The 24,356-nt window shown below is 71.3% G+C and carries 25 protein-coding genes; 3 read left to right on the forward strand and 22 right to left on the reverse strand.

Annotation, left to right across the window (positions count from 1 at the left end; genetic code table 11):
- Positions 1–55 precede the first annotated feature (55 nt).
- The 16 genes from ACFVSL_RS12820 to ACFVSL_RS12895 form a co-directional block, all read right to left on the reverse strand.
- Positions 56–2,026: a cytochrome c oxidase assembly protein gene (locus tag ACFVSL_RS12820; protein WP_386941364.1), complete on the reverse strand. Its 1,971-nt coding sequence runs from the start codon at positions 2,024–2,026 to the stop codon at positions 56–58.
- A 139-nt stretch (positions 2,027–2,165) separates the two neighbouring features.
- A complete protein-coding gene (locus ACFVSL_RS12825; protein WP_022889039.1) occupies positions 2,166–2,453 on the reverse strand; it encodes an HU family DNA-binding protein in 288 nt (95 codons plus the stop codon).
- 226 nt (positions 2,454–2,679) lie between these two features.
- Positions 2,680–4,056: a PxKF domain-containing protein gene (locus ACFVSL_RS12830; protein WP_386941365.1), complete on the reverse strand. Its 1,377-nt coding sequence runs from the start codon at positions 4,054–4,056 to the stop codon at positions 2,680–2,682.
- Between the two features lie 248 nt (positions 4,057–4,304).
- On the reverse strand, positions 4,305–4,610 hold the full coding sequence (gene rpsN / locus ACFVSL_RS12835; protein WP_022889040.1) for a 30S ribosomal protein S14: 306 nt from the start codon (positions 4,608–4,610) through the stop codon (positions 4,305–4,307).
- Between the two features lie 3 nt (positions 4,611–4,613).
- A complete protein-coding gene (rpmG, locus tag ACFVSL_RS12840) occupies positions 4,614–4,781 on the reverse strand; it encodes a 50S ribosomal protein L33 (protein ID WP_157423719.1) in 168 nt (55 codons plus the stop codon).
- Positions 4,781–5,017, reverse strand: a complete 237-nt coding sequence (rpmB, locus tag ACFVSL_RS12845) for a 50S ribosomal protein L28 (RefSeq protein WP_157423720.1) — start codon at positions 5,015–5,017, stop codon at positions 4,781–4,783. Before rpmB ends, rpmG begins: the two co-directional genes overlap by 1 nt.
- A gap of 196 nt (positions 5,018–5,213) precedes the next feature.
- Positions 5,214–5,867, reverse strand: a complete 654-nt coding sequence (locus ACFVSL_RS12850) for a hypothetical protein (RefSeq protein WP_386941366.1) — start codon at positions 5,865–5,867, stop codon at positions 5,214–5,216.
- 21 nt (positions 5,868–5,888) lie between these two features.
- Positions 5,889–7,262: a glutamate decarboxylase gene (locus ACFVSL_RS12855; RefSeq protein WP_386941367.1), complete on the reverse strand. Its 1,374-nt coding sequence runs from the start codon at positions 7,260–7,262 to the stop codon at positions 5,889–5,891.
- 231 nt (positions 7,263–7,493) lie between these two features.
- Entirely contained in the window at positions 7,494–8,390 is an 897-nt protein-coding gene (locus ACFVSL_RS12860) for a glycine betaine ABC transporter substrate-binding protein (RefSeq protein WP_386941369.1), read from the reverse strand.
- A gap of 89 nt (positions 8,391–8,479) precedes the next feature.
- The gene (locus ACFVSL_RS12865; RefSeq protein ID WP_386941370.1) at positions 8,480–9,427 is read right to left on the reverse strand and encodes an ABC transporter permease; all 948 of its coding nucleotides are present in this window, start codon (positions 9,425–9,427) and stop codon (positions 8,480–8,482) included.
- Positions 9,424–10,821: a glycine betaine/L-proline ABC transporter ATP-binding protein gene (locus tag ACFVSL_RS12870; protein WP_386941371.1), complete on the reverse strand. Its 1,398-nt coding sequence runs from the start codon at positions 10,819–10,821 to the stop codon at positions 9,424–9,426. Before ACFVSL_RS12870 ends, ACFVSL_RS12865 begins: the two co-directional genes overlap by 4 nt.
- 343 nt (positions 10,822–11,164) lie before the next feature.
- The gene (locus ACFVSL_RS12875; protein ID WP_386941372.1) at positions 11,165–11,587 is read right to left on the reverse strand and encodes a Fur family transcriptional regulator; all 423 of its coding nucleotides are present in this window, start codon (positions 11,585–11,587) and stop codon (positions 11,165–11,167) included.
- On the reverse strand, positions 11,584–12,426 hold the full coding sequence (locus tag ACFVSL_RS12880) for a metal ABC transporter permease (RefSeq protein WP_386941373.1): 843 nt from the start codon (positions 12,424–12,426) through the stop codon (positions 11,584–11,586). The genes ACFVSL_RS12875 and ACFVSL_RS12880 overlap by 4 nt, the downstream gene beginning before the upstream one ends.
- Positions 12,426–13,358 carry a metal ABC transporter permease gene (locus ACFVSL_RS12885; RefSeq protein WP_386941374.1) on the reverse strand — a complete coding sequence of 311 codons (933 nt, stop codon included), beginning with the start codon at positions 13,356–13,358 and terminating at the stop codon, positions 12,426–12,428. Before ACFVSL_RS12885 ends, ACFVSL_RS12880 begins: the two co-directional genes overlap by 1 nt.
- Positions 13,359–13,408: 50 nt before the next feature.
- Positions 13,409–14,194 (reverse strand): metal ABC transporter ATP-binding protein, encoded by a 786-nt coding sequence (locus ACFVSL_RS12890; RefSeq protein ID WP_386941375.1) that lies wholly within the window; start codon positions 14,192–14,194, stop codon positions 13,409–13,411.
- 5 nt (positions 14,195–14,199) lie between these two features.
- Complete coding sequence (locus ACFVSL_RS12895) at positions 14,200–15,297, reverse strand: metal ABC transporter substrate-binding protein (RefSeq protein WP_386941376.1); 1,098 nt, start codon at positions 15,295–15,297, stop codon at positions 14,200–14,202.
- 148 nt (positions 15,298–15,445) lie between these two features.
- On the opposite strand from ACFVSL_RS12895, the gene ACFVSL_RS12900 reads away from it, so the two are divergent.
- On the forward strand, positions 15,446–16,438 hold the full coding sequence (locus ACFVSL_RS12900; RefSeq protein WP_386941377.1) for a CPBP family intramembrane glutamic endopeptidase: 993 nt from the start codon (positions 15,446–15,448) through the stop codon (positions 16,436–16,438).
- Between the two features lie 127 nt (positions 16,439–16,565).
- Complete coding sequence (locus tag ACFVSL_RS12905) at positions 16,566–17,054, forward strand: GNAT family N-acetyltransferase (RefSeq protein ID WP_386941378.1); 489 nt, start codon at positions 16,566–16,568, stop codon at positions 17,052–17,054.
- 20 nt (positions 17,055–17,074) lie between these two features.
- Here the strand turns inward: ACFVSL_RS12905 and ACFVSL_RS12910 are convergent, their stop codons facing one another.
- The 4 genes from ACFVSL_RS12910 to ACFVSL_RS12925 all read right to left on the reverse strand — a co-directional run bounded on the left by ACFVSL_RS12910 (position 17,075) and on the right by ACFVSL_RS12925 (position 21,988).
- Entirely contained in the window at positions 17,075–18,541 is a 1,467-nt protein-coding gene (locus ACFVSL_RS12910; protein WP_386941379.1) for a dihydrolipoamide acetyltransferase family protein, read from the reverse strand.
- A gap of 57 nt (positions 18,542–18,598) precedes the next feature.
- The gene (locus tag ACFVSL_RS12915) at positions 18,599–19,582 is read right to left on the reverse strand and encodes an alpha-ketoacid dehydrogenase subunit beta (RefSeq protein WP_386941537.1); all 984 of its coding nucleotides are present in this window, start codon (positions 19,580–19,582) and stop codon (positions 18,599–18,601) included.
- 110 nt (positions 19,583–19,692) lie between these two features.
- Positions 19,693–20,826, reverse strand: coding sequence for a thiamine pyrophosphate-dependent dehydrogenase E1 component subunit alpha (locus tag ACFVSL_RS12920; RefSeq protein WP_386941380.1), 1,134 nt, complete (start codon positions 20,824–20,826; stop codon positions 19,693–19,695).
- Positions 20,827–20,842: 16 nt separating this feature from the next.
- Entirely contained in the window at positions 20,843–21,988 is a 1,146-nt protein-coding gene (locus ACFVSL_RS12925) for a histidinol-phosphate transaminase (RefSeq protein WP_386941538.1), read from the reverse strand.
- 16 nt (positions 21,989–22,004) lie between these two features.
- On the opposite strand from ACFVSL_RS12925, the gene ACFVSL_RS12930 reads away from it, so the two are divergent.
- A complete protein-coding gene (locus ACFVSL_RS12930) occupies positions 22,005–22,388 on the forward strand; it encodes a phage holin family protein (RefSeq protein ID WP_386941381.1) in 384 nt (127 codons plus the stop codon).
- Here ACFVSL_RS12930 and ACFVSL_RS12935 read toward each other — a convergent pair.
- Both ACFVSL_RS12935 and ACFVSL_RS12940 read right to left on the reverse strand, forming a co-directional pair.
- Positions 22,354–23,931, reverse strand: a complete 1,578-nt coding sequence (locus tag ACFVSL_RS12935) for a hypothetical protein (RefSeq protein WP_386941382.1) — start codon at positions 23,929–23,931, stop codon at positions 22,354–22,356. The two genes, ACFVSL_RS12930 and ACFVSL_RS12935, sit on opposite strands and share 35 nt — an antisense overlap.
- Positions 23,928–24,326, reverse strand: coding sequence for a hypothetical protein (locus tag ACFVSL_RS12940; protein WP_386941383.1), 399 nt, complete (start codon positions 24,324–24,326; stop codon positions 23,928–23,930). Before ACFVSL_RS12940 ends, ACFVSL_RS12935 begins: the two co-directional genes overlap by 4 nt.
- Positions 24,327–24,356: the final 30 nt, after the last annotated feature.

A 24,356-nucleotide genomic window follows, 5' to 3' on the forward strand; every position in this document is an offset into this window, starting at 1 on the left:
GGACAGGGCTGTCTTCCTGCAGAAGCAACGTGACGAGCGGGATGCCGCGGGCGGATCAGCGTTCGTCGTCGCGGGCGGCGATCGCGGCGAGCCGGGCGTTGTACTCCTCGAGCTCGGCGTCGCCCGTGCGGTCGGCGTGGCGGTCGCGGCGCTTCGACTCCTTCTCGTCGCTGCGCGACCACTGGAACGCGACCGTGATCGCGAGCGCGACCGTCGGGATCTCGCCGATCGACCAGGCGATGCCGCCGCCGAGCTGCTGGTCGGCGAGGGCGTCGGTTCCCCAGCCCATCGCGCCGTACCAGTCGGCGAGGAGCAGCCCCGTGCCGGTCATGATCGCGAGGCCGAAGAAGGCGTGGAACGCCATCGTGCCGAGCAGCAGCAGGAGCCGGAACGGATACGGCAGCCGGTACGGCACCGGGTCGATGCCGATGAGCGACTGCACGAACAGGTAGCCCGTGATGAGGAAGTGCACGATCATCCACTCGTGGCCGATGTGGTCGAACATCGTCCAGCGGAAGAGCGGCGAGTAGTAGAACACCCAGAGCGAGCCGGCGAAGAGCACGGCCGCGACGATCGGGTTCGCGATGACGCCGGCGAACCTCGAGTGCACGGCGAGCATGATCCACTCGCGGCCGCCGCGCGAGCCGTCCTTCCGGGGCTTGATCGCCCGGGCGGCGAGCGTGACGGGCGCACCGGGCACGAGCAGCACCGGCACCGCCATCGTGAGCACCATGTGCGCGAGCATGTGCGCCGAGAACAGGTACTGCTCGTAGACGTTCACGCCGCCGTTGGTGACGTAGGCGAGCAGCAGCAGGCCCGAGACCCAGAGCACCGCGCGGTACACGGGCCACTTGTCGCCGCGCTTGCGCAGCCGGCGGACGCCCGCCAGGTAGAAGAAGATGCCGAAGCCGCAGGCGAGCAGCCAGATGAGGTCGGGGTTCCACTCGGTGAAGTAGCGGAACGTCTCGGGCCACGGCGGCAGCGGTTCGCCCGTCAGGATCTCGGCGGGCGTGCGTGCCAGTTCGCCGGCCTCCTCGGAGACGGGGGTCGCGGTGCGTGCGAGCGCAGCCGCCACCCCCGAGGCGAGCCCCATGAACGCGAGCTCGGCGACGACGAGCCACCAGAAGGTGCCCGACCCCGAACCCGCGCCCCGTGACATCCGCCCGATGAGGAAGCGCCGCTGCGCCGCACCGAAGAGGCCCAACGCGATCAGGGCGGCGACCTTCACGACGACGAGGGCGCCGTACGGCGTGGCCAGCTGGTCGAGCGTGCCGATGCGGAGCGCTGCGCTCGCGTACCCCGAGACGGCGACGACGATGAAGCAGATGAGCGCGACGGTCGAGTAGCGCGCGAGCACGACGGGCAGGCGCTTCGCGCCGAGCTCGCGCTGCAGCAGCACGATCGTGAGGAGCCCGCCGAGCCAGACCGCCGCGAAGACGAGGTGCAGGCCGAGCCCGGTGACGGCGGCCGCGTGCCCCGCGGCGCCGGCCGCGTGGCCCTGCTGCGCCATCGGCACGAGCGAGGCGACCGCGAGCACCGTCACGAAGACGAGCGCGGTGTGGTTGCGCACGGCGAAGCAGAGCACGGTCACGGCGGCCGCGACGAGCGTGGTGATGAGCCACGACTGCCCGAGCTCGATGGTCGTGACGAACTGCCCGAGCTTCTGCCCGAAGGCATCGCTGAGGTCGAACGGCACCGCCGTGACGAGGATGAAGGTGAACAGCCCCGTCGCCGCGCTCGCGACGGTCATCACGGCGGCCGACGCGGCGGCCACGTCGAGCGCGAGGTCGAACTCGCGCTTCTTCGGGCTCAGCGCCCACACGGCGAGCACGAGCGCGCCGATCATGCCGGCGGCGCCGAGGTTCACGAAGAGCTTCGCGACGGGCACGCCGTAGCGGGCGAGCGGCCCCGGGTCCTGGATCAGCTGTTCGGCGGCGCCTCCGCCGAACGAGAGTGCGGCGAAGGTCGCCACGAGGGCGACGGCGGTGAGCACGGCAGGGCCGAGCACTCGGACGGAGCGGGGCACCGAACCAGCCTAGACGGCAGAGGCTGGATGCCTCGTGGGCGGCCCCGCGGCATCCGGCCCTTCTGCGGGAACGTGTGCGGTCGCGGGACGACGAAGGGGCGCGCGGCTCACGCCGCGCGCCCCTTCGGGAAGGCCCTGGTTACTTGGCAGCAGCCTTGAGCTTCGAACCGGCCGAGACCTTGACCGAGTAGCCGGCCGGGATCTCGATGGTGGCACCCGTCTGCGGGTTGCGGCCGGTGCGCGCAGCGCGGTGCGTGCGCTCGACGGCGAGCCAGCCCGGGATGGAGACCTTGGTGCCCGAGCCCACGGACTCGGCGAGCGCCTCGAACAGACCGCCGAGCACGGCGTCGACGGTGGCCTGGCTCTGGCCGGTCGACGCAGCGATCTTCGCGACGAGCTCGGTCTTGTTCAGCGACTTGTCAGCCATTGAATGTCCTCCTCGGACGTTCGCTGTATGTACAGCACTTTGTTGAAGATTCGGGAACGAGCTTGCGCCGCCCCCGTGGCCTTGAGGCCGCCTCGAATGTAACAGAGATCCGCGGAATCCCGCGGATTTCCGGCCTTCTTGGGTGATTTCACACGGCGTGTCGGGACCTCCGGAGGGGTTTGCCGCCCTCCGGACGGGTATTGCGCCCTCCGGAGGGTCCCGGCCGCTACTTCAGGAACTTGAACATCGCGGTGCGCGTCAGTCCGTCGTCGAGCTGCAGCGCGAACGTCCCGCACTTGCCGGCCCAGCTCTTGTCGGTCTTCCAGACGTAGACGTACTGGTCTGCGACGGGGTCGTAGCTCAGGCTGCTCGCGCCCGCCGTCACGGTCGTCTCGATCGCGTCGATCCCGGCTGTCCCGCACGCCGTGAACACGACCTTCGGGTGCCCGGCCGCGACGATGTCGAGGCCCTGGTCTCCGCCGAGGCTGAACTTCATCGGCACCGCGCTGCCGGCCTTGACCGAGTTGAGGACGCCGCCCATGTCGACCGGTCGGAAGAAGCCGTCGAAGTCGTAGATGACGGAGTACTCGCACGACACCGCGGCCGACGCGTTCCCGGCCTTGTCGAGCGCCGTGCCCTCACCGAAGGTCGCGGTCTTCGTGCCGACGCTCGAGGTGTCGAGCGCGATCGACCCGCCCTCGTAGCCGGCGGCGACGCCGGAGCCGTTCTCCTCGTCGGTCGCCGTCCAGCTCGCCTCGGCCGCCGAGCCGAGCAGCACCGGTGCGGCCGGACAGCTGGGGGTCACCACCGGCGGCGTCACGTCGACGACGGTGAAGGTGCAGGATGCCTCGGCGGAGAGGTTGCCCGCGTTGTCCTCCGCGGTGCCGACGGGGGCGGTGGCGGTGTGCTCGCCGAGCGCCGTGGTGTCGAGCAGGATCTGGCCGCTCTCGAACCCCTCGGCGACGCCGGACCCCCCGTCCTCATCACTCGCGGTCCAGTTCGCGTAGGCCTCCTCGCCCTGCGGGATCGGGTCGGTCGGGCAGAGGAGCATCACGACCGGGGCGGTCTCGTCGAGGGGGTCGACGACGCCGCCGCAGTCCTCGACCGACCAGCTCACGTGGACCGAGGCGGTCCGCAGCTTCGTGTCACCGTTGACGACCGTTCCACTCGCTTGGTAGTTCGCCTCCCCGGTGAACTCGCCGTTCGCGTCGCCCGCAGCGACCGTGAGCGTCGAAGTGGTCTTCGCGCTGTCGACGGTCGAGTGCTGGTCGAGCGTCGCCCAGTCGCCCGGGAGCGTGATGGTCGGCGGGCTCGGCTGCGTCGCAGAGACGTTCGTCTGCGAGGTGCGCGAGAAGGTCAGCGTCGACCCGCTCTGGAAGATGGTCGCCGCTCCGTTGCCTCCGCGATCGAGGTTCAGCTTCACCACGACGTCCTTGCTCGACCCGCAGGCGAGCACGCCGAGGTCGACGACCGGGGTGGAGACCACGAGGTCGTCGACGGTGACCGTCGACTCGAGGTCGTCGGCGTACGCGATCGCACCCCCGCCCAGCACGAGCGCGGCGGCAGCGGCCGCCCCGAAGATCGATCTGCTCCAGCGCTTCATCGGCCTGCCCTCCGTCGTCGGTGAATTCCCATGCGTGCGCATGCGCCCGCGGGTGGGTCAACGCTATGGGCGCCGACTCGACCGGCAGCAGGCCCCCGTGATGGTGCCACCACAACGGGGAGTCCCCCGAAAAGCGCACCAGGACGCTGCGAAAGCCGACGGGAGTCCCCCGAAAACGCGAAAGAGGGGCGCCCCGGATCTCTCCGGAGCGCCCCTCTTCGTGAAGCGTGAAGCGTGAAGCTACGTGCTTACCAGCTCGACTTGGTGATGCCGGGCAGCTCGCCGCGGTGCGCCATGTCGCGGAAGCGGACACGCGAGACACCGAACTTGGTGAGCACGCCACGGGGGCGGCCGTCGATGGCGTCACGCGAACGCACGCGGATCGGCGAGGCGTTGCGGGGCAGCTTCTGCAGGCCCACGCGAGCGGCCTCGCGGCTCTCGTCGGTGCCGTTCGGGTCGACGAGCGCCTTCTTCAGCTCGAGACGCTTCTCGGCGTAGCGGTCGACGATCACCTTGCGCTGCTCGTTGCGAGCGATCTTGCTCTTCTTCGCCATGATTTAGCGCTCCTCTCGGAAGTCGACGTGCTTGCGGATCACCGGGTCGTACTTCTTGAGCACGAGACGGTCGGGGTTGTTGCGACGGTTCTTGCGGGTCACGTAGGTGAACCCGGTGCCGGCCGTCGAACGGAGCTTGATGATGGGACGGACGTCCTGCTGCTTCGCCATTAGAACTTCACCCCACGAGCCTGCATGTCACGGACGACGGCCTCGATGCCGCGAGCATCGATGACCTTGATGCCCTTGGCGGACACGTTGATCGTGATGTTGCGACGGAGCGACGGAACGAAGTACGTCTTCTTCTGCACGTTCGGGTCGAAGCGGCGCTTCGTCCGGCGGTGCGAGTGCGAGATGTTGTGTCCGAAGCCGGGAACGGCTCCGGTCACCTGGCACACTGCTGCCATTGGTTTCCTCCAATACCGAGGGGCGGATGCCCCTCCCAAGGTCTCTTGTCTGCTGACGCTCCCACGCCGAATCCCGCGATTTCTCGCGGGGGAACGATGGGGATTGTCGCGGTCTGGGCAGTGGATGTACCCAGCCAACGAGCCAGTTTAGCAGAGTGGCCGGTCGCAGCCGAATCGAGCGCGGATGCCCCGGGGTTCAGGCGGTCGACGCCCCCTCGCGCTGCTCGCGGAGCACCGACCGGCGCGACAGCACCGCCGCCGTGAAGAAGCAGAAGGCGCCGATCACCGTTCCGAGGTTCGCCCACAGCTCGCTCAGCAGCTCTCCGGAGCCGTTCACGGGATACGCCCCGATCGCCGAGATGCCGAAGGCGATCGAACCGAGGAGGTTCAACCCGGTGCCGTGCCACGTCCGGGCATCACGATCCCACAGCTGCCCGCGATCCTTGGTCGCGACGACCGCGAGCGCGCTCGAGACGAGGAACGCGATCGAGCCGAACGCGTCGGGGCGCCATCCGACTCCGACGGCGTCGGGCGCCTGGATCGCGGAGACGAGTGCCTGCCCGGTGCTCACGTTGAAGAACAGGGTGCCGAGGAACTGCACGGCGGCGGCGAACCAGTCGGCCCGGTCGGCCGCATTCGTGCCCTTCCGCGGCGGCCGGCGCCCACTCAGGCTGAGCTGGATGAATCCGGCTGTGGTGAACAGCAGCGACCCGATGAAGAAGGTCACGCCGACGCCGACCGCGCCCGCCCACGCCGCGTAGGCGGGCAGCGGTCCGACGAAGAAGCAGATCGAGCCGAGCGCGAAGCCCCACGCCTCGCGCCGAAGACGACGCTCGACCGGTTGCGTCATGCGCTTCCCCTCCCGCGGCGACTAGTGGTGGAATCCCGGCCGTGCCCCCTCGACGGGCATCGGCGTCTCGAGCGCGTCGAGGTACTCGGTCTCAGTCCTGATGTCGCGGAGGAGATCCTCGGCGAGGTCCATGCTCAGCCCGTTGCGCACGACGATGCGCTGCACCGTGCGGTCGCCGAGATCGTCGGGGAGCGGGTACGCCGGCACGAGCCATCCCCGCTGCCGGAGGCGGTCCTGGAGGTGATAGAGGTTCCAGTTGTCGGTGTGGCCGGCCTTCAGGCGCCACGCGAACACCGGGATGTCGCTGCCGTCGCTGACGAGCTCGAACGCGTCGATCTTGCCGATCCCCTTCGAGAGGTACAGGGCGACGTCCTGCGAGGCCTGCTGCACCGCCGTGTACCCCGTGACGCCGAGTCGCAGGAAGAGGAAGTACTGCAGCAGCACCTGGGCGCCGGGGCGCGAGAAGTTGAGCGCGAGCGTCGGCATCTCGCCGCCGAGGTAGCTGACCCGGAAGATGAGGTCGTCGGGCAGCACGTCGGCGGTGCGCCAGACGACCCAGCCGAGGCCCGGGTAGACGAGCCCGTACTTGTGCCCCGAGGTGTTGATCGAGTGCACGCGCGGCAGCCGGAAGTCCCACTCGAGGTCGGGCTGCAGGAACGGGGCGATCATCGCGCCGGAGGCGCCGTCGACGTGGATCGGGACGTCGAGGCCGGTCTTCGCCTGCAGCGCGTCGAGCGCGTCGGAGATCTCCTTGACCGGCTCGTAGGCGCCCGTGTACGTGACGCCCATGATGACGACGACGCCGATCGTGTTCTCGTCGACGTACGGCTCGAGCTGCGACCCGTCGAGCTTCGGGTGCTCGTCGCTCACCGGCACGTAGCGCGGCTCGACGTCGAAGTAGTTGCAGAACTTCTCCCAGCAGACCTGCACGGCGCTCGACATCACCATGTTCGGCTTCGAGGCGTCCTTGCCGGCGGCACGGCGCGCCTGCTGCCACCGGCGCTTCATCGCGAGGCCGCCGAGCATCGCGGCCTCCGACGAGCCGATCGTCGAGGTGCCGATCGTCGTCTCGGGGTCGGGCGAGTGCCAGAGGGCGGCCAGCATGCGCCAGCACTTCTCCTCGATCGCCGCGGTCTTCGGGTATTCGTCCTTGTCGACCATGTTCTTGTCGAATGCGTCGGCGTAGAGCGCCCGAGCCTCGTCGTCCATCCACGTGGTGACGAACGTCGCGAGGTTCAGGCGCGCATTGCCGTCGAGCATGATCTCGTCGCGGATGATCTGGTAGGCGGTCTGCGGCAGTGACTCCCCCGGGGGGATCCGATGCCGGTCGGTGAGCGTCGCCTCACCGGGCCGTGCGAACCTCGGGGTGTACTGGTTGTCGTCCTGCTCGGCCATCGTCGTCCCTCCCAGGGCGTCGCCGCTCGCGGCGCCGAGTCGACGGCACCGCAGACGCGCGACGGGCGGATCCGTTCCCCCCGAAAAGCGCATCCGATTGCGATGCTAGTCCGCGACCCCGCTCGGGCGACATGCAGATCGCGTGATTCCGCACCCCGCTTCCGGGGGAACGGCGAACGGGCGAGGGGAGGCCCGTGGCATCCCCTCGCCCGTTCTCGCCGTCAGCGTGGCTCAGTCGGTGAGCGAGTCGACGTAGTCCCGGTGCTCGTCCATCCACGCCTCGACGACGGGGCCGTAGTCGTCGGTGTCGGACTCGTTGAACATCGCGTTCTCGAGCGAGAACAGCAGCTCCGAGTCCATCTCGAAGTCGGCGATCCACATCGCGAGCGTCGGGAAGCGCTCGGCGAAGGTCTTGCCGCCGAAGGCGTGGATGCCCTCGGCGTCGCCGAGCGCCCCCTCGGGGTCGGCGAGGTCCTTGAGCGGGAAGGCGTCGTACGCCCAGTGCGGGCGCCACAGGGTGACGGCGATGTTCTCGCCGTTCTTCGTCGCCGCCGTCAGCTCCGAGAGCATCGCGGGCGTGGAGCTCGTGAGGTACTCCATGCCCTCGAGGCCGTAGCCCGGGATCACGGCGTCGGTCGTCACGCGGTTGAGGCCCGAGCCCGGCTCGATGCCGACGAGGCGGTTGCCGAACAGGTCCGCCTTGGCGGCGAGTTCGTCGAGCGAGTCGATCGGGGCGTCCTCGTTCACGGCGATCGTGAGCTTCGCGTCCTCGTTCCAGGCGCCGAGGTCGACGAGCTCGTCGCCGTACTGCTCGATGTAGTCGGCGTGCGTGATCGGCAGCCAGGTGTCGAGCGTCACGTCGTAGTCGTCGGTGGTGAGGCCCGAGTAGACGGGCGCGGGGTCGGCGTACTCGAGGGTGACGTCGTAGCCCTGCTCGGTGAGCACGGCCTTCCAGAGCTCGCTGGCGGCGATGCCCTCGTCCCAGCCGTTGAAGACGGCGATGGTGAGGTCCTTCTGGTCGCCGTTCTCGTGCGTCTCGGACGCGGCGGCCCCTGCGGCGCAACCGCCGAGTGCGAGGGCGGAGACGGCTCCGAGTGCGAGGGCTCCGGTGAGGGTGCGCTTCTTCATGTGTTCCTTTCCTCCCGTGTGCTGTGGCACGGGTGTTGGGGAGCGCCGCGCGAGTCCGCGCGGCGATTCTGGTGCTCGGTCCGAGCGGTTCAGGGGGCGGCGGATGCCACGGGGCGCGCCTCGCCCGCGGCGGGCACGGGCGCGGCGGGCTTCGGCGCGGTGTCCGAGGCCTCCGAGCCCGACGAGCGCTTCGCGCGCTTCGCACCGCGGCCGCGCAGGCCGCCCAGCGCTCCGGTGAGCCGATCGAGGATGATCGCGAGGATCACGACGGAGAGCCCGGCCTCGAAGCCGAGGCCGACGTCGATCCTGGTGAGCGACTGCACCACCTCGCCGCCGAGCCCGCCGGCGCCCACCATGCCCGCGATGACGACCATCGAGAGCGAGAGCATGATGACCTGGTTGACCCCGGCCATGATGCTCGGCATCGCGAGCGGCAGCTGGATCTGGCGGAGGATGCGCCACGGCGAGGAGCCGAAGGCGTGTCCGGCCTCGACGACCTCCTTGTCGACGCCGCGGATGCCGAGCTCGGTGAGCCGGACGCCGGGCGCCATGGCGAAGACGATCGTGGCGACGATGCCGGGCACGACGCCGACCCGGAACAGGATGAGCGCCGGGATCAGGTACACGAAGGCGGGCATCGTCTGCATGAAGTCGAGGATCGGGCGGATGATCTTCGACGCCGTGTCGGAGCGGGCGGCGAGGATGCCGATCGGGACGGCGATCGCGATGGCGATCGCACTCGCGACGAGGACCAGCGCGAGCGTGTCCATCGCGTTCTCCCACTGCCCGACGCCGACGATGACGAGGAGGCCGAGGATGGTTCCGACGGCGAGCTTCCAGCCCCGGAGGAGGAAGGCGAGCGCGGCGAACACCACGATGACCGCGGCGAAGGGCGGCGCCGAGAGCAGCAGGTCGACGGCGTCGTAGAGGCCCGCGAAGATCGTGCGGACGACGGCGAAGAAGCCGCCGAGCACGTCGGTCACGAGATCGATCACGGTCTCGGCGAGGTCGCCGAGGGGCAGGCGGTAGTCGTTCACGCCGGGCTCCTCTCCCCCGCGGCAGCCGCAGGTCGGTGGTCGGTCGACGGGAGGGCGTCGGCCGCGGGTGCGGCGTCGGCCGTGGCGGCCTCGGCCGCTGCCGTGCGGTGCAGCGTCGCGGTGATGACGTCGACCGGGATCGTCGCCGGGGTCGCGATGATCGCCTGCTCGGCGGTGTCGGTCGGCACGTTGCCGAGTGCCGCGAGCAGGGTGACCCGCGGCACGGCACCGAGCAGCCGGCCCTGGCCGTCGACCACGGCGAGCGGCAGCTGGCTCTCGACGGCGCTTCCGAAGAGCTCGGAGAGGTGCTCGTCGACGCCGACGACGGGGTGGTCGTCGCTGATGACGCCCGCCAGGTCGCGCTCCCCCCGCTGCACGAGGCGCAGCACGTCGCGGTCGTGGGCGACGCCGAGGAGCCGGCGCCCGTTGCCGACGACGAAGACCATGGACGTCTGCAGGTCGCGCATCGTCCGCAGCGCGGCACGGGGACCGGCCGACGCGGTGACGACGGCGCGCGGCGCCTCCATCACGTTGCCCGCGGTCAGCACCCGCGCGCGGTCGACGTCCTGCACGAACTGGGCGACGTAGTCGTCGGCCGGGTCGGTCAGGATCTCCTCGGCGGTGCCGAGCTGCACGATGCGGCCGTCGCGCATGACGGCGATGCGGTCGCCGAGGAACATCGCCTCGTTGAGGTCGTGCGTGATGAAGACGATCGTCTTGCCGAGCTCCTGCTGGAGTTCGACGAGCTGCTCCTGCATCTCGCGTCGGATGAGCGGGTCGAGCGCCGAGAAGGCCTCGTCCATGAGCAGGATGTCGGTGTCGGAGGCCAGGGCCCTGGCGAGGCCCACGCGCTGCTGCATGCCGCCAGAGAGCTCTGCGGGCATCTTGTCGCCCCATCCCCCGAGGCCGACCCGGTCGAGGATCCGGTCGGCGCGCGCCCGGCGTTCCGCCGGCGGGACGCCCTGGATCTCGAGGCCGTACGCGGCGTTCTCGCGGACCGTCCTGTGCGGCAGCAGCGCGAAGTGCTGGAAGACCATGGAGACGCGGCGGCGGCGCACGGCGCGCAGGCGCTTCGGCGCGACATCCGTGATCTGCTCACCCATCACCGTGACGGTGCCGTCGGTGGGCTCGACGAGCCCGTTGAGCATGCGGATCAGGGTCGACTTGCCCGAGCCGGAGAGGCCCATGACGACGAAGATCTCGCCCCGGCGCACCTCGAAGTCGGCGTCGATGACGGCGGCGGTGCCGAGCGTCGCGACCTCGTCGCGGCCGGCGCCCTGCTTCAGGCGTTCGAGGGCCTCGCGCGGCCTCCGTCCGAAGAACTTGGTGAGGTGACGCACCTCGAGGGCGGTCGTCTCCGGCAGCTGCGAGCCGGTGTTCGGGTTGTCTGGCATGGATCGGGCTCCCTGAGGGCGCGCCGAACACCGCGCAGGTGAAGGGTTGCGCGGTCGGTTCGGAATGCGCCGAACTCGTGGGTCACGGCCGGGTTGGCGGTGAATCGGACGCCCTGCGCTCAAGCCCGGCGCGTGGTGCGGTCGTCGGGCGAAACAGGGCGTCGTCGCGTCCGGCCATCGGGGCCGGATGCCTCACCGCCGAACCATACGCTCCGATGATTCCCGTTCGGGAATATCAGACCGCGGACTGGGCGATCGGTCTTGCAGGACCGTCGTTCACGCTATCGATGATTCGGAGGCGAACCCAAATCGAGCGAGATTATTCGCCTCTGATCAGGGAATTCTATTTCTGCGAATCGGACGCCGCGCGCTCGCCCTCGGCGAGCTCGGTGCAGTTCGCGCAGAGGCCGAAGACGTCGACCACGTGCGCCGCCTGCGTGAAGCCGTGCTCGGCCGCCACGCCCTTGGCCCATGCCTCGACCTCGTCGGCGGCGATCTCGACGGTCAGACCGCAGTTGCGGCAGATCAGGTGGTGGTGGTGACCGGTCGTCGAGCAGGCCCGGTAGAGCGACTCGCCCTCGGGCGACTGCAGTGAATCGGCCTCTCCGCTCGTCGCGAGGTCGCCGAGCGCGCGGTACACGGTCGCGAGCCCGATCGGCGAGCCGCTGGCGTGCAGTGCGGTGTGCAGCGCCTGGGCGCTGATGAAGCCCTCGGTCGAGTCGAGCGCCTCGCGGACGGCCTCTCGCTGCCAGGTGTTGCGTTTCATGCGATCCGTGCGCCTTCCGCGGTCTCGACGGGGATGTCGGTCCGCCTCCACGCTAGTCCCCGAAGCTTGGAGAGTCCCAGAGCCAGCAGGAAGAAGGCCGTCGCGGCCAGCGCGATCGAGGGCCCGGCGGCCACCGCGAAGGAGCGGGAGGCGAGCACCCCGAGCACGCCCGACGCCGCACCGATGAGCGGCGCGACGAGGAGGACGCCGCGGAACGAGCCGACCACGAGCCTCGCGGCGGCGGCCGGTGCGGCGATCAGCGCGATCGCGAGAATGGCGCCCACCGCGGGGAGCGAACTCACCACCGACGCGGCGGTGAGCGCGAGCACGAGGAATTCGACCGGCCACTCCCGGTAGCCCATGGCACGGAATCCCGCGGGGTCGAAGGTCGAGAGCGCGATCTCCTTGCCGAAGAGCGCGACGAGCGCCATCGCGACGACGGCAACGCATGCCGCGAGGAGAATGTCTCCGTCGCTGACGGTCAGGATCGAGCCGACCAGGAGACTCTCGGCCCGCACGGGCAGGCCCGGGATGAGCGCCTGCAGCAGCGCACCCGCCGCGAAGCCGCCGGTGAGCACGATGCCCGCCGCGACCTGCGCGCCCTGCCTGCGCACACGGGCGATGCCCGCCATGATCACGACCAGCACGACGGAGGCGACCGCGGCGCCCGCCGGCACGCTGACGCCGAGCGCGGCGGCGGCCACGGCTCCGGGGTACGTGCCGTGCGTGAGCGCCTGCGCGAAGAAGGTGCGCTTGCGCAGCACGACGAGCGCGCCGACGAACCCGGCGCCCACGCCGATCACGATGACCGCGAGCAGTGCGCGTTCGAAGTAGCCCATCAGCGCCCCTCCCCCACCGGCGCAGCCGATCGAGGTCGGCTCGGCGGGCCGTCGCCCGTCCGGGCGGCGGCCGACGCGCTCCCCCGCACCCACTGCCGCAGGCCGAACACGGCGAGCGCCAGCGCGTACCCGACGACGAAGACGCCGACGACGGTCGCCCCGGCCGGCAGGTCGATGCCGGCTCCGACCGACACCGCGAACCCGGTGGCGAGCCCGAGCCAGGCCCCGACCGCGGCGAAGAGCGCCGCGACGGGGAACAGCCACCACAGCCGCGCGGTGGTCAGGCGCGCGACGGCGCCCGGCACGATCAGCAGCGCCAGCACGAGCAGCGTGCCCACGGTCGCCGCCGCCGCGACCACGACGAGCGCGATCGCCGCGTTCAGCACGAGGTCGAGCATGAGCACCGAATCACCGGCGGCCCGGCTGCCGCGCGCGTCGAAGGCGCGGAACAGCTGCTGCTTCAGCGTCACGACGACCGCGAGCAGGGCGACGAGGCTGACCGCCACGAGCGGAAGCACCTGTTCGGGCGGAATCGTCAGCACCCGGCCGAAGAGCAGCGCCTCGAGCTCCCCCGCGTAGTCGTCGCTCTTCGAGACGACGATGACGCCGACGCTGAAGGTCGCGGTGAGCACGATCGCGATCGCGGCGTCCGAGGTGATGCCCGCCCGGTCGAGCCAGGTCAGTGCGAGCGCGCCGCCGAGCGCGGCGATCGCCGCCCCGGGCAGGAGTCCGCTCGTGCCCCCGACCGCGAGGCCGATCGCCAGCCCGGGGAACACGGCGTGCGTGAGCCCGTCGCTGATGAACTCGAGCCCGCGCAGGTTCACGAGCACGCCCACCACCCCGGCGACGACGGCGAGCACGAGCATCACGACGAGCGCGCGGGCCATGAACGGAATCGAGAACGCGGTGAAGAGCGCGTCGGTCAGCGACATGCCCCGCCCCTCCCCTGCAACCCCTCGAGGCTATATACGCTCATCGGCATTCAGTGGCCCTCGTGGCCGGGCACGACGAGGGTGTGCTCGTCGATCTCGACCTCCACGCCCTCGAAGCACTCCTGCACGTTGCCCAGGGTGAGCACCTCGTCGACGGGGCCGAACGCCAGCTGGGTGCCGTTGACCAGCACGACGCTGTCGCAGACCCGTCGCGCGAGGTCGAGGTCGTGGGTCGAGACGAGCACCGCGACGCCGCGGGCCTTCAGCTCGCGCAGGGTGTCGACGAGGGCGTCTCGGTTGGGCTGGTCGAGGCCGTTGAACGGCTCGTCGAGCAGCAGGAGCGCGGGATCCGACGCGAGGGCCCGTGCGAGCAGCCCTCGCTGGCGCTGGCCCCCGGAGAGCTCGCCGAAGGGGCGCTTCGCGAGATCGGCGAGGCCGACGGTCTCGAGGGCGCGCGCGACGGCGGCGCGATCGCCGCGGCCCGGCCAGCGGAACAGCCCGAGCCCCCGGTACCTGCCCTGCATGACGACCTGCTCGAGGCTGATCGGGAAGTCGGGGTCGAGGTCGGCCGACTGGGGCAGGAACCCGATCATTCCACTGGCGGCATGCGATGCTCGACCGGCGCCGAGCGGCACGCCGCCGACTTCGATGACGCCGGCCGTGCGCGGCACGAGGCCCAGCACGCCCTTGAGCAGCGTCGACTTGCCCGCGCCGTTCGGCCCGATGAGCGCGACCGCCTCGCCACGGGCGATCTCGAGCTCGAGCTCGGAGACGCCCGAACCGCCGGGGTGCATGAAGGCCGCACCTGACAGGCGGAGTACGGGGGAGTCGCTCATGCGAGTCATCCTTGCAGGGCGGAGGGGAGCGCGGTAGGCGCGACGCCCCACGATTCGAGGATCAGCCGTGCGTTGTGGATCTGGCTGCCGAGGTACGTCTCGCCGTCGGTGCCCGCGGCGCCCAGCGAGTCGCCGTAGAGCGCATCGGGCCCCGAGTAGACCGCGACCCCCGATTCCGCGGCGATCGTCTCGGCCGCCTTCGGCGAGAGGGATGCCTCGGAGAACACCGCCGCGACGCCCGTCGACTCGATCTTCGCGACGAGGTCGTCGATCTCGGCCGCACTCGGCTCGGCGTTGTCGTCGAAGCTCGGGATGATGCTGCCCACGAAGGTCACGTCGTAGGCGTCGACGAAGTAGGTGAAGGCGTCGTGGTTGGTCACGAGCAGCCGCTCGGTCGCCGGCACCTGCTCGACGTTCTCCTCGATCCACGTGTCGAGCGCTTCGAGCTTCGCGAGATAGGCCGCCTCGTTCGACTCGACGCTCGCGGCGTCGATCCCCTCGACCGTCGCGAGCCCGTCGGCGATGTTCTCGACCATGTCCTCGGCGAGCTCGGGATCGGTCCAGATGTGGGGGTTGCCGGCGCCGTGGTCGTGGCCCTCGTGGTCGTCGTCGGCATGCGCATCGTCTGTCGCGTCATCGCTCGCCTCGTCGTCGTGGTCGTGCGTCGAGTCATCCGCGTCGTCGTCGTGGTCGTGCGCGTGGTCGTCGGTGCCGAAGAGCTCGATGCCCGTGCTCGCGTCGATGAGCACCCCGTCGAACCCGGAGGCCTCGATCGCGTCGTCGAGCCAGCTCTCGAGCCCGCCGCCGTTGACGACGAGCGCGTCGGCGTTCGTCAGGGCCAGCAGCTGCGCCGCCGACGGGTCGAAGCCGTGGGCGCTCTGGCCGGGGGAGAGGAGCTGCGTGAGCTCGGCGTCGTCGCCGAGCAGTTCGCGGGTGAAGTCGCCCACCTGGGTCGTGGTCGCGACGATCTGCGGGCCGGCGGCGCTCGTGGATGCCGCGGGGCTCGCGCACCCCGCGAGCGCGACGACCCCGGCCGTGGCGAGGGCGCCCGGCCCCAGCAGGGCGAGGCGGCGGCGTGCGGCGATCGGGGTGCGCGTGTCCATGTCTCGAACCTACGCTTATTGATAATGATTGTCAAAACCATCAGCGGCGCGCGTCGTGCCGGCGGCCCGCCCGACGCGACCCGAAGGGTTCATCCGACCTTCCGGGCGACGTCGGGAAGGTCGTTGACGGGTGCCCGTAGAGTGGCGCGTGTTCGAAGCTCTGCTCGCCGAACCCTGTGAGGTCCGCATGTCGATCCGCCAGTCACCGTTCGCCCAGGAGGGTTTGACAGGCAGGCGGGTGACGCGGGGGTGGCTCGCGTACCTGATCGCCCTCGCCGTCCTGCTCGTCGTCCAGATCGGCGCGATCTCCGCGCTGGCCATCGCCTTCCCCGTCCCGGCGGGATCGCCGATGGCGCAGGTCCAAGAGGCGATCGGCGACGTCATCGCGATCCTGGTGATCGTGCTGTGGGTCGTGCTGTTCGAGCGGCGGTCGCTGGCCACGCTGGGACTGCACCGGCCCGGGCGCGGGATCGTGAACCTGCTCGTCGGCATCGCGGCGGGGATCGGGCTGGTCTCCGTTCCGGTGCTCGCGCTGCTGTTCACCGGCGCCTACGTCGTCGTCGACACCCCGGCGGGAACGACGAGCGGCTTCTCAGCACTGCCGATGGTGCTTGCGATGCTGACGCTGGTGGTCGTTCAGGGCGGCGGCGAGGAGATCCTGTTCCGCGGCTTCCTGCTGCAGAACCAGATCAATAAGGTCCCGGCCTGGCTGGCAGTGCTGCTGCCGGCGTTCGTGTTCACGGTGGTGCACCAGGTGCTGTCCAAGCCGTTGCCGTTCATCACGATCTTCGCGTACGCGGTGTTCGCATCGCTGATCGTGCTGCGCAACAACTCGCTGTGGGGCATCATGGGCCTCCACGCCGGCTGGAACTGGGCGATGGGCTACCTCTACGGCATCCAGGTCAGCGGCCTGCCGAACAAGACCGAGACGATCGTCAACATCGCCCCTGCCGACGCGGCGCCGGAGTGGCTCACCGGTGGATCCTTCGGCACCGAGGGCAGCATCGCCGCCGCCGCGACGATCCTCGCAGCCGCCGTCGTCGCGTTCCTCGCCCTGCGCAAGCGTGCGAAGGCCTGGCCCGAGAACCCCGCCCCCGTCGCTCCGGGCACACCGGCCGAGGCCGTTCCCGCGGCGGACTGACGCCCGCCTGCTGCCAGCCGTACCGCGCCGCCCGACTCGGCGCGATCCGAAGAGTTCATCCCGCATTCCAGGTCATCCGGTGCACAGCACTTGGCGCCTGTCGGCGGCGCGTGCGAGAGTGAAGTACGTGGATACGACGACGGCCCCGATCACGCTGCACCGATTCACCGTCGCCGACGCCGAGCGCGTGCTCTCCGGCGCGGTCGATCCGCACGACGGGTGGGAGGGGGCGTACGCCTTCACCGACGAGCCCGAACTCCTCTCCGAGTACGTGCGTGCGGTCCGCCAGAACGGCGACCCGATGCCCTTCGGGCCCTACCTGGTGCGCCGCGGCGAAGACGGCCCGGCCATCGGGGGAGTGAACCTCTTCGGCCCGCCCGACGCCGACGGGGCGGTCGAGTTCGACTTCGGCCTCGTGCCCGCCGTGCGCGGGCAGGGGCTCGCCTTCCACACCGTCCTGGCCGCCGTCGAGCTCGCTCGGTCGACCGGGCTCGCCCGCATCGTGCGCGCCTCGGCCGAGGTCGCGAACCTCCCCGCGCGCCGCACGCTCGAGCGCGTCGGCTTCGTCGAGTCGAGCCGCACCCCCGACACGATCACGACCGAGTACCGCCTCTAGCGGCCGACCGGCCGCGGCTCCTACTCGAGCAGCAGCGCCGGCTCCTCGATGATCGAGGCGACGTCGGCGACGAAGCGCGAGACGACGTCGCCGTCGACGACGCGGTGGTCGAAGGAGCCGCCGATCGTCGTGACGAAGCGCGGGCGCACCTCGCCGTCGACGACCCACGGCTTCTGCTTGATCGTGCCGAGCGCTACGATGCCGACCTCGCCCGGGTTGAGGATCGGGGTGCCCGTGTCCATGCCGAACACGCCGATGTTCGTGATCGTGATGGTGCCGCCCTGCATCTCGGCGGGCTGCGTCTTGCCCTCGCGGGCGGTGAGCGTCAGCTGCTCGAGCGCGGTCGCGAGCTCGACCATCGACATGTCCTGGGCGTTCTTCACGTTCGGGACGATGAGGCCGCGAGGCGTGGCCGCCGCGATGCCGAGGTTCACGTAGTGCTTGACGATGATCTCCTCGTCGGTCCACTGCGCGTTGACCGTGGGGTTGCGCCGCACGGCCCAGAGCATCGCCTTCGCCATGATGAGCAGCGGCGAGATCTTGATGCCCGCATAGTCGGGCGAGGCCTTGAGCCGCTTCAGGTACTCCATCGTGCGGGTGGCGTCGACGTCGACGAACACCGACACGTGCGGTGCCGAGTATGCGCTCTGCACCATGGCGTTCGCGATCGCCTTGCGCACGCCCTTCACGGGGATGCGGGTCTCGCGATCGGCCGGCGCCTCGGGCGTCTGGATGTTGCGGAACACGCTCGCCTGGCTCGCCTCGCGGATCACGTCGTCGCGCGTGATGTCGCCGATCGGCCCCGTCGGCGCCACCCGCGAGAGGTCCACGCCGAGGTCCTTCGCGAGCTTGCGGATCGGCGGCTTCGCGATGACGGGCACGCGCGAGTCGCCCCGCACGGAAGCGGCTGAGGCGGTCGCGGCGGCGGCCGCGGGTGCACCGCCGCGCTCGGCCGGAGCCGGCGACGGGGCAGGAGCCGGGGGAGTCACGACGGGGGGAGCGGGCGGCGCCGCGAGCTTCTCGTGCGCACCGCCCGGCGAGGGGTGGCGACGACGACGCGTGGCGACCGGTCCCGACGAGCCGTGGCCGACGAGCACCGCGCCGCCGCGCTCCTCGGCGGGAGCGTCGGGAGCCGCGGGCGTGGCCGGGGCGGAGGCGGCTGCGGCGGCACCGCCCGGGCCGACGGCCGGCGCAGCGGCGCCCGCCCCGTCCCCGCTCGGTCGTGCGGTCGGCGCCGCGCCCGCGGCATCCGTCTGGATCACGAGGATGGGCGTGCCGACGTCGACCGTCCTGCCCTCCTCGACGAGGAGCTCGGAGACGACGCCCTCGAACGCGCTCGGCAGCTCGACGAGCGACTTGGCGGTCTCGATCTCGACGAAGACCTGGTCGAGCGCGATGCGATCGCCGGGCGCGACGCGCCACTGCACGATCTCGGCCTCGGTGAGGCCCTCGCCGACATCGGGAAGGGGGAATCGGATCTCGCTCATCTGTCTTACCCTCGCAGTCGAGTCATGCCGTCGGCGACATGTCTGAATCGTGTCGTGTCAGTAGGCCAGCGCGCGGTCCACGGCTTCGAGCACCCGGTCAGGGCTCGGCAGGTACTCGGTCTCGAGCGAGGCGGGCGGGAACGGGGTGTCGAAGCCCGAGACCCGCAGCACGGGGGCCTCGAGCGAGTAGAACGCGCGCTCGGCGACCGTCGCCGCGATCTCGGAGCCGACCGACACGTTGCCGTACGCCTCCTGGGCGACGACGAGCCGCCCGGTGCGGTGCACCGACTCGAGCAGCGGGCCGTAGTCGATGGGGGAGAGGGAGCGCAGGTCGACGACCTCGATGCTCGTGCCCTCCTCGGCGGCGACGTCGGCGGCCTGGAGCAGCGTCGAGACCATCGCCCCGTGGCCGACGACCGTGACGTCCGTGCCCTGGCGCACCACGCGGCTCGCGTGCAGCGGCAGGCCCGCGTGGTCGAGGTCGACGGGCCCCTTCGGCCAGTAGCGGCTCTTCGGCTCGAAGAACAGCACGGGGTCGCGCGACTCGATCGCCTCGCGGATCATCCAGTACGCGTCGTGCGGGTTCGACGGGCTCACCACGCGCAGGCCGGGGGTGTGCGCGAAGTACGCCTCGGGGCTCTCCTGGTGGTGCTCGATCGAGCCGATGTGCCCGCCGTACGGCACGCGGATGACGATCGGCATCGCGACCCGGCCCTCGTGCCGCAGCGTCTGCCGCGCGAGCTGGGTCGTGATCTGGTCGAACGCCGGGAAGATGAAGCCGTCGAACTGGATCTCGCACACCGGCCGGTAGCCGCGCATCGCGAGGCCGATCGCCGTGCCGACGATGCCGGACTCGGCGAGCGGGGTGTCGAGCACCCGCTTCTCGCCGAACTCGGCCGAGAGGCCCTCGGTGACGCGGAACACGCCGCCGAGCGGCCCGATGTCCTCGCCCATCAGCAGCACCTTCTCGTCGGCGCGCATCGCGTCGCGGAGGCCCGCGGTGATCGCCTTCGCCATCGACAGGGTCTGCACGCCGCGCATGGCGCCGGCGGCCTCGTCGTGGGCGGCTGCGGAAGCCGGTGCGGCTGCGGTCGCAGCGGCGGATGCCTCGGGTGCGTCGGTCACGCGAACCTCCTCGTCGATGCGGCCGGTCATGCCGCGTCTCCGTCGAACGAGTTCTCGAACTCGTCGAGCCAGGCGTGCTGTTCGACCATGAGCGGGTGCGGCTCGCTGTAGACGTGCTCGAAGATCGCGGCGCGGGTCGGCCCCGTCAGCTCGAGCGCGCGGCGGCGCACGTCGGCGGCGACGTCGGATGCCTCCTGGTCGACCTCGTCGAAGAACGCGGCCGAGGCGCCCCGGCCCTCGAGCCAGGTGCGGTAGCGGGCGATCGGATCGCGCTCGGCCCAGTACGCCACCTCGTCGTCGGTGCGGTACTTCGTGGGGTCGTCGGCGGTCGTGTGCGCGCCCATGCGGTACGTGAGGGCCTCGATGAGGCTGGGACCCTGGCCGGCACGGGCCTCTTCGAGCGACTGGCGGGTGACCGCGTAGCTCGCGAGCACGTCGTTGCCGTCGATGCGCACGCCCGGCATGCCGAAGCCGCCGCCGCGCAGCGAGAGCGGGCTGCGCGACTGCCGCGACACCGGCACCGAGATCGCCCACTGGTTGTTCTGGATGAAGAAGACCTGCGGCGTCTCGTAGCTCGAGGCGAAGACGAGCGCCTCGTTGGCGTCGCCCTGCGAGGTCGAGCCGTCGCCGTAGTAGACGAGCACGGCCGCATCGGTCTCGGGGTCGCCCGTCGCGGTCGCGCCGTCGAACTGGAGCCCCATCGCGTAGCCCGTGGCGTGCAGCGTCTGCGAGGCGAGCACGAGCGTGTAGAGGTGGAAGTTGCCGTTCTCCTCGGGGTTCCAGCCGCCCTGCGTGATGCCGCGCAGCAGCGCGAGGATGCGCACGGGGTCGAGGCCGCGGATCATGCCGACGATGTGCTCGCGGTACGAGGGGAACAGGTGGTCCTGCGGGCGGGCCGCATGGGCCGACCCGACCTGGGCCGCCTCCTGGCCGGAGCTCGGCACCCACAGCGCCAGCTGACCCTGCCGCTGCAGGTTCGCACCCGCGACGTCGAGGCGTCGCGAGACCGTCATGTCGCGGTAGAAGCGCTGCAGTGTCGCGTCGTCGAGCGCCTCGACGAGCGGCAGGTAGGCCTCGGCCTCGGGGCTCGGGCGCAACTCGCCCTCAGGGGTCAGGAGCTGAACCGTCGGCGCGGTGAAGTCTCTCTCGCGGGCTGCCACCGTTCCACGCTACCCGCTACTCGGGACGCCCTTCTTGTGAAGCCGGTACAAGCTCACCGAGAATCCGGAGGAGGGTATCGACAGACTCCTCCTCGCCGATCGACACGCGGATGCCCGCGGGCGGGAACGCCCGGGTGACGAGACCGGCATCGAAGAGACGCTCGGCGACCTCGGCCGTCGCGTCGCCCGCCGGAAGCCAGACGAAGTTGCTCTGCGTCACCGGGACGGGCCAGCCCTGGGCGAGGAGCCCCTCGCGCACGCGATCGCGGCGCTCGGCGATGACCCCGACGCGCTGGAGCAGCTCCGCCTCGGCGGCGGGCTCGAGCGAGGCGAGGGCCGCCGCGGTCGAGGCGGCGGTCACGCTGAGCGGGGTGATGGTCGCCCGGGCGGCATCGAGGATCGGCACGGGCCCGATCGCGTACCCGACCCGGAGACCCGCCAGGCCGTAGGCCTTCGAGAAGGTGCGGAGGATGACGAGGTTCGGGTAGCGCCCGAGCAGGGTGGCTCCGTCGACGGATGCCCCGTCGCGGACGAACTCGATGTACGCCTCGTCGAGGAGCACGAGCAGGTCGGCGGGGACCTTCGCCATGAACGCCTCGAACTCGGCCGCCGTGACGATGACGCCGGTCGGGTTGTTCGGCGAGCAGACGATCACCACGCGGGTGCGGTCGGTGATCGCCGCGGCCATCGCGTCGAGGTCGTGCCCGTGGTCGTCGCGGTTCGGCACCTGCACGCTCGTCGCGCCCGAAACGGTGACGAGGCCCGGGTACGCCTCGAAGGACCGCCACGAGTAGACGACCTCGTCGCCGGGCGCGGCGGCCGCCTGGATGAGCGCGGCGAGCAGCGCCACCGAGCCGGCGCCGACGAGGACCTCGTCGGCCGTGACCCCGTAGCGCCGGGCGAGCGACTCGCGCAGCGCGAGCGCCGTGGCGTCGGGGTAGCGATTGATCGTCGATGCCGCGTCGGCGACCGCCGCGACGACGGAGGGCAGCGGGTCGAACGGGTTCTCGTTGCTCGAGAGCTTGAACCCGTCTGCGGGGGCCGGGCGGCCCTGGCGGTACGGCGGGAGTGCGGCGATCTCGGGGCGCAGGCGGACGCCTGGTCCCTGCGGTTCCGGTGCGTTCACGCGATCCACCGTACCCCTTCGCCCCCGTGCGCCCATCTGACAGAGTGGGAGCATGCGGTTCATCGTGAAGGTCATCGTCGTCGCCCTCGCACTGTGGCTGACGACGTTCATCGTCTCGGGTGTCAGGGTGGTGCCCTACGACGACACCGAGGTCGCGACGGTGCTCACCTATCTGCTCGTCGCCTTCATCTTCGGACTCGTGAACGCCATCGTCGGCACCTTCATCAGGGTCGTCGCGTTCCCGATCTACGTCATCACGCTCGGCCTCATCTCGTTCATCGTGAACGGCCTGCTCCTGCTGCTCGTCGACTGGATCAGCGGGCTCATGGGCTTCGGCCTCGTCGTCGAGAGCTTCTGGTGGGGCGTGCTGGGCGCACTGGTGCTCGGGCTCATCAGCTGGCTCATCGGCCTCGTCGTCCGTCCGTCGAGCGACTGAGCGACGCATCGCCGGCCGGCACGGTCGGCACCGCCGACGCGGTCGACGGCTCGGGCGACCCGGCCAGGTCGCGTTCGGCGATCCACTCGCTGACCGCACCGGTGCCGCCGCCGGTGAAGGCGAGCAGCTCGCGGAGCTCGACGAGCTCCGCCGCCTCCGAGGCGTCGATGAGCGCGGCGGTGTCGCGGTAGCTCTCGAGCGAGTGCGCCGGCAGCACGCCCTCGTAGCGGTGCCCGTCGCCCAGCACGCTGCGGGTGACGGTCGTGCGCTCGGCCGACGGGTGGCCGATGCCGCCGACGGCGGGAACGAGGTCCTCGTCGTGGGCGACGTCGAGCACGGGCGCACCCGCCCGCGTCGGCGCGGAGTCGCCGGGCCCGCCGAGGTTCACCCCGCCGACCGCGTTGATCGCCGGGTCCTTCACGAGCTCGTGCACGATGATGCCGCCGCCCGAGTGCCCGGCGAAGTAGACCGGGTCTCCGGGCGCCATCCCTGCGGCGCGCATCGCCTCGCGCACGGCTCGCTCGCCCGCGCCGGACTCGGCACCGGCCAGCCGCAGCGCGTCGAGCGGCGCGTCATCGGCGACGCCGTGGACGTTCGAGACCATGTCGAAGGGCTGCGCACCCGCGACGAACGTGGGGTCGACGGTACCGCTGACGTACACGACCCAGCGCGGGTCGCCGGGGCTGCCGTAGCGTTCGATCCTGATCTGCGGCCCCTCGCCACCGGGGATGCGGGAGGCGAGGTCGGCGAAGCCGCCCGGCGCCCGCACACCGCGCTCGGGCCCGGCGCTCGGGTGCCCCGCGGGCGCCCGGCCGTCGCCGGCGCGATCGGCGCCCTCGGCCCGGCGCACCGAGACCGGGCCGTCGACGAGCGCCCTCGTCCCGACGAGCGCCGCGACGCCGAGCAGGATCGAGGCGCTCTCGGGCGCGTTCACGAGACCGCCGAACGCCGCCGCCGCCGCGTTGCCGCCGGGCACGTGCGCAGCGCCGAGCGCGAACTCGTCGGCCGAGTCGACCGCGGCGCGGACCGCGCGCACGAGCATCGGGTCGGAGAGCAGCCCGCGGTTCGCGGCGAGCCAGTCGTTCAGCGGCGTGCTGCCCCAGGCGTTCGCGGCAACGGCGTTCACGCCCGCCGCCGCGGCGACCCCGCCGGCGAAGACCAGGCCGACCGGTGTGACGAGCGCGGCCCCGAGCAGGTGCGCGACGAGGCCGCCGCCGAGCTGCCAGAGCCGGTCGACGGCGCGCTCGGCGCACCCGTATCGCTCGGCGCTCGCGATGAGCGCCGCACGAAGCGTCTCGCCGTCGGCCTCGCAGCGGCTCAGCTCCGCCTCGAGCCCGTGCACGAGCGCGGCCGGACGGGGCTCGGCCCAACCGCTGCCGACGTCGGCGCCGATCGCCTCGAGCTCGGCGCCGAGGGCCCGGGCCAGGCCCCGCGCGGCCGAGATCGCGGTCGCCGCCCCGCCGAGCCGGGTCGCGTCGGCGAAGAGCTCGTCGGTCGCGACGGCCGTCGAGGTGCCGCCCGAGATCGTGATGGCGTCGCTCACGAGCGCTCCTCAGCACGACGCGCGAGCCGTGCCTCCTCGGCGAGCGCGGCCTCCCGGTCGGCGCGCGCCCGCGTCTCGGCATCGCGCTCGGCCTGCTCGAACACGGCGAGCTCGGCGTGCATGCGTCGGATGCGTTCATCGAGCTCGGCCGCCGCCGCGTCGAGTCCCTCCACCGCACCGAGCACGCGCGCCCGCAGCTCGTGCAGCCGCTCGGCGTAGCGATCGGCCGCCGTCGACCGCCATCGCCCGCCGTCGGGCGGCAGCATCGCCGCGGCCTGCCCGAGGTCGGTGCGCAGGCCGCCGAGGCGCCCGCGGACGGCGGTGGCCGTCTCGATCCGCTCGGCGGTGATGGTGCGGCCCGTGAGGGCCGCGATCAGGGCGTCTGAGGCATCCATGGGGGCCAGACTGCCGACCGCGACGACGAT

It is taken from the genome of Agromyces sp. NPDC058064, assembly GCF_042885275.1.
Taxonomy (GTDB): Bacteria; Actinomycetota; Actinomycetes; order Actinomycetales; family Microbacteriaceae; genus Agromyces.